Annotated in this window: 4 protein-coding genes; 3 read left to right on the top strand and 1 reads right to left on the bottom strand. The window is 50.0% G+C overall.

The features are described 5' to 3' along the window. On the bottom strand, window positions 1-1,916 hold a 1,916-nt coding region (locus tag PHP98_11785; GenBank protein MDD5484308.1), incomplete at its 3' end, for a heparinase II/III family protein. 281 nt (window positions 1,917-2,197) lie between these two features. On the opposite strand from PHP98_11785, the gene PHP98_11780 reads away from it, so the two are divergent. The 3 genes from PHP98_11780 to PHP98_11770 all read left to right on the top strand — a co-directional run. Then, window positions 2,198-2,728, top strand: coding sequence for a helix-turn-helix domain-containing protein (locus PHP98_11780; protein ID MDD5484307.1), 531 nt, complete (start codon window positions 2,198-2,200; stop codon window positions 2,726-2,728). A 174-nt stretch (window positions 2,729-2,902) separates the two neighbouring features. After that, entirely contained in the window at window positions 2,903-4,012 is a 1,110-nt protein-coding gene (locus tag PHP98_11775; GenBank protein MDD5484306.1) for a GntR family transcriptional regulator, read from the top strand. Between the two features lie 85 nt (window positions 4,013-4,097). Then, window positions 4,098-4,363, top strand: a 266-nt coding sequence (locus PHP98_11770; protein ID MDD5484305.1) for a hypothetical protein, incomplete at its 3' end; no start/stop codon positions are given.

Below are 4,363 nucleotides of genomic sequence, written 5' to 3'. Positions count from 1 at the left end.
TGCCGGAGCGCATTCCCCCGGCCATTCCATATGGTCAGGCTGTCCTCTGCGTCGGCGCTCCCGTGCAAGAAATAGTCATAAGTCTCATACCCTCCCTGTATTTCATAAAAATCTGCGGCGTAATATTGCGAATTGTCCTTTCGCACCAGGAACAAAACCCGCCGATTGAGCTTAAGATCGGGATATGCGCGGCTTCCATCCACCGCGATAATTTGAACATTTTGGTTGTCAACATCCATGTATTCAACGTTTCCCCTGCTGTTTTTTTTCTCCTGGTCCTTATAATCTACCACCACCGCATTGTGAGAAGCCGAACGGGTTGTCCAATCGGAGATATTAACGTGCGAGTAGCCGATATCGGAAATCATTTCCCGCCCTTCCGCAAAAAGCGTAATGCTTAAAACATCCCGGTGGGCATGGACTTGATCCTTGCCATCCGTGAAAGAAACGTGAAGTTGTGTTTGCCGCCCATTGGTTTCGCCGGCCAGCATTGCATACCCCAGGGACGGCATAAGATAGGATTTTTGTTCAACGCCCGGCGCGCCGCGCCCCTTATTCATCCACGTGTCGCCGATCGGGACATTCCAGCCGTTCGGATATACCAGCTTTCCGGGCAAGGCGGCCGCTAAAGCCATATTGCCAAATTTCTTGTCCGGTATAAAATCACGGAAAACGGTTTTGCCGTAAAGAGGCGTATAACCGGGAGGATCAGAATATCCTGACAAAACGTTTGTTAGCCCGGCCAATGAACCGACTACTTGCCGGTGATAGGAAACGGTCGGTTCATGCCAAAAGGAATCAAAAAAGAAAAAATTCTCAAGAAAACTTTCAATTCTCGGAACTACGATATGAATATAATCCGGCGCGCCGGTAACACGCCCTGTTATAATCAGGTCTCGCCATGTTTTCGGCGACATGTTGCAATAATCTTCCCGGTTGGCAAGCACGCCTTCGGCCGCGCGGTGAAAAAAGCCGTCTTCAATATCCTTGTAAACGTCCATATGCGCAGATGCGGCATATTCCCGAAGAGATTTGCTGTGATAAATGCAATCATAACAAAGCACCAAATTCACCGGTATGTCATTGTATGCCCACCAACTCCAACGGGCGGTGCGGAAGTTCCCCTTCAGTTCTTCGGGCGGAACCGTTCCGTCATACCAGATAACTGGAGCATAAGGAAAATCAAATTTGTAGACAAAATCGGGAAAGCGCCGCGCAATGCCGCAGAGAATTAGCGCGGCCTTGCGCGCGTATTTTTCATCGTTGGTAAGGTGATATAACTGCCCAAGCCGCAATGCCATTCCCGAGAAATACGCTGCTTTCCGGTATTCCACTCCCGCCGGAAAAAAATATTTTTTTCCGCGTTCATTCTGGTAATAGCCGTACTCAATAACCTTGCCGGACGGGGCGGCAACCTTTATTTTGCCTGTCTCGGGACAGCTTTCGGAAGGAAACTCTTTGCGGCAGTATTTGCAGATTATTTTGTCCGGGGTTTCGGGAGACCATTCAAATCGGCTACCCTGGCCAAGCATATTGCCGCAATCAGGCGTAGGACAGGATACAAAGTAAATTCCGCTTTTTGTCGGCAACAGCGTAGCGATCATCTCGTCGGAAAGTTCCATAACCGGCGCGGTCTGGGAAATCAACAAATCTTTATCCGCTTTTACCGGGAAAACAGGGTGTTTCTCATGTTCCCGCGCCAGATAACGGAATTTGGTTGCGACAAGCGGAATTTCCGAAACCGATTCCGTCTGTTCCGTTGCCGCCTCATTTTTTGCCGTATCTGCGGCTTTTCTCCCGGTGCACCCCGGGAGGGTTATTAAAAGCGAAAGCGCAAAAATGCTGGCTGAAAAGTTCAGCAGCGGCGTATTTCTTGCGCGCAAAACCCTTTGAAAACAAATTGGTTTTTTTCTCATAATGTCCGCCGCTAATCACGTCTTTCGCCTGCGGACAATGTTCGCTGGCGCGAAAGCGAATGTTGCGCGATTTTCATGCAACATTCGGTTGTTACATTTGCAATTTACAGGAAAAAAATATCAGAATGCCGTTAATAAACGCAACCCCGTTTTGCGTATTTGTTTTCCCGATTTGCGACGCGGGCAAAAATCGATTCCTGTAGGTTTTATCCGTAAACAGCGATTGCATTTCTGGAAACTAGCATATTGCCAATTTAATTCTGCAACATTATGGTTTGGGCATGAAAAAGCTTAAACTGGAGCTGAAACGGCAGGATCGTTTAATTCTGAAAGAATTATCGAGACGCGGAGAACATCATGCGAGGGAGATGGTGCGAGCCAATATGTTGCTTGCGTTGGATCAAGGAATGGCAGATGCGACCATTGCGCAGATGTTGGGAGTGGAGCGGACAACGCTATGGCGAACAAGGCGGGCATATCGAGCGGGAGGATTACAGCGTGCGCTTTATGACATGCCACGGCCCGGCCGTCCGATGAAATATAAGATGCGGGAGCAATCTGAGATTGTAGCCTTGGCCTGTAGCAATCCTCCGGAAGGGCGCGAGCGTTGGACATTGACATTGCTAACCCAAGCGGCGCGTTGGCGGGAGGGAATGGCTCAATTAAACCGCGAGAGCGTGAGGCTGATTTTAAAAAAAACGAATGTAAGCCTTGGCTTAAAAAGATGTGGTGCACAGGTAGAATTACGGCGGAATACCGCCAGCGGATGTATGATCTTCTGGAATTGCAAACGCCGTTCTAATTTTGCCTGAAATGGCCGGAATGAAAACGGATATTCTTCCGGTGCGTACTCTTCATCGCGATTCGTAAAAATATTTTCTTATCTTCTTCTGCCGTCTGGTTTTTTTGGCGGCGGAACTTTTTTGATTTTTTTTATTGACCGGCATCTTTTTTTCATGCAATCTTTAGAATAGAGATATATAACTATGAATGAACATGCGTTATCGCTCGCAAATTGCGGCAAAATAAACAAAAATCACGCCATCCCGCGGTATTATCAGGTCAATCAAATATTGCGGAAGATCATTGCGGGGGCGCGCAAGGGCGACAGGTTGCCGACGGAAAAGGAAATGGCGAAGACTTTCCAGGTGGCCTTGCTCACGCTCCGGCGTTCGCTGGATGACCTTGTCGCGCAAGGTATTATTGAGAAGAAATGGGGGCGGGGGATTTTCGTGAAAAAGCCTCCCGCGCCGGAAAGAACGCTCTTCGGGCGAATTGGAATGACGGTGTTGCAAGGCAATGAATTCGTCAATCATCCCGCCCAGATAGAACTTATTCGCGGAATATGTGAAATTCTGGATAAACATGATTACCGCCTGGAACTGGTCGTAATCACTCCCGAAATGATCCGGAAGGGCGATTATTCCGGGATCACGCGCGCCGGCGTTTTGTCCGGCCTGATCGTTACCTTGCAACAGATACCGGAAAAAGATATTGCCGCTCTGCGGCGGCAAGCGCCATGCAGTGTGTTGTGCAATCGCTTTGACCATGAGGATACCGTGATGTTTGATTATCGGGCGGCGATGTCTTCCCTGACCCGATATCTTTTGCAATTGGGGCACCGGCGCATTACGCTGCTGAACGGTCCGGATTATTCCGGCGTCTCGCGGGTTGTGGCGGGAGAATATGAGGCGGCCATGGCCGCGGCGCGGATTCCAGACGGCGAGACGCTGGTTCTGCGTGCCGTTCGTTATTCATCGGAGGAAGGGGCGCGCCTGTGCCGGGCGGCATTTGGAAAGAAAAAACATCCGACCGCGCTGATAGCGGCGGATAATTTCATGGCGATGGGCGCGTTGGATACATTGAAAAAAATGGGATTACGTTGTCCGCGAGACGTGTCGCTCGCCGCTTTCAACGATTTTCCGCAGCTTGCCGCCGCGGAACCGCCCTTGACAACGGTGCGGCAGCCTTTTTATGAGATCGGTAAAGAGTTGGCCGGGAGAATTCTGGGGATGATCAGCGGCCGGCAATTTCATCAAAAGATCGTTATCCGCGGCAAACTGATCATCCGGCAGTCTGCGGCGCGGCCGGGGTAAAGCATGGGTAATCAAAACAATCTTCGTAAACATGAATGATTCAGGGACCATGAGTCCGCAACCGGAAATGCAGGGGGTATAAAAAATGCGCGAAAAGGATTTGCTGGATTGCGGAAATCCGGAATGGCTTGAAAGCCTCAAAGATCCCGTGCGCGCCAAGCTTTTGAATAAGGGGCGGCCGGATTTTGATGAGGTTCTCAAGTTGTTCCCAAGGCCAACGGGCGAACCGGCTTTTGATGCGAAGTTGATTGCGGAAAACATCAAAACGTTGTCTCCTTTTCCCCCCGTCAGTACCGGGCATGCACTGCTTGATTTGTCGGTCCAAACCGGATTGGCCATGATTGACGCGAC

Source organism: Kiritimatiellia bacterium (assembly GCA_028715905.1).
In the GTDB taxonomy this organism is placed as follows: Bacteria; Verrucomicrobiota; Kiritimatiellia; order JAAZAB01; family JAAZAB01; genus JAQUQV01.
Note: the sequence above shows the minus strand (reverse complement) of the source record. Positions and strands in the feature narration are given on the sequence as shown.

Coding starts and splice junctions, on each gene's coding strand:
- PHP98_11780 (MDD5484307.1), top strand. CDS start 2,198: ATGAAAAAGCTTAAACTGGAGCTGAAACGGCAGGATCGTTTAATTCTG.
- PHP98_11775 (MDD5484306.1), top strand. CDS start 2,903: ATGAATGAACATGCGTTATCGCTCGCAAATTGCGGCAAAATAAACAAA.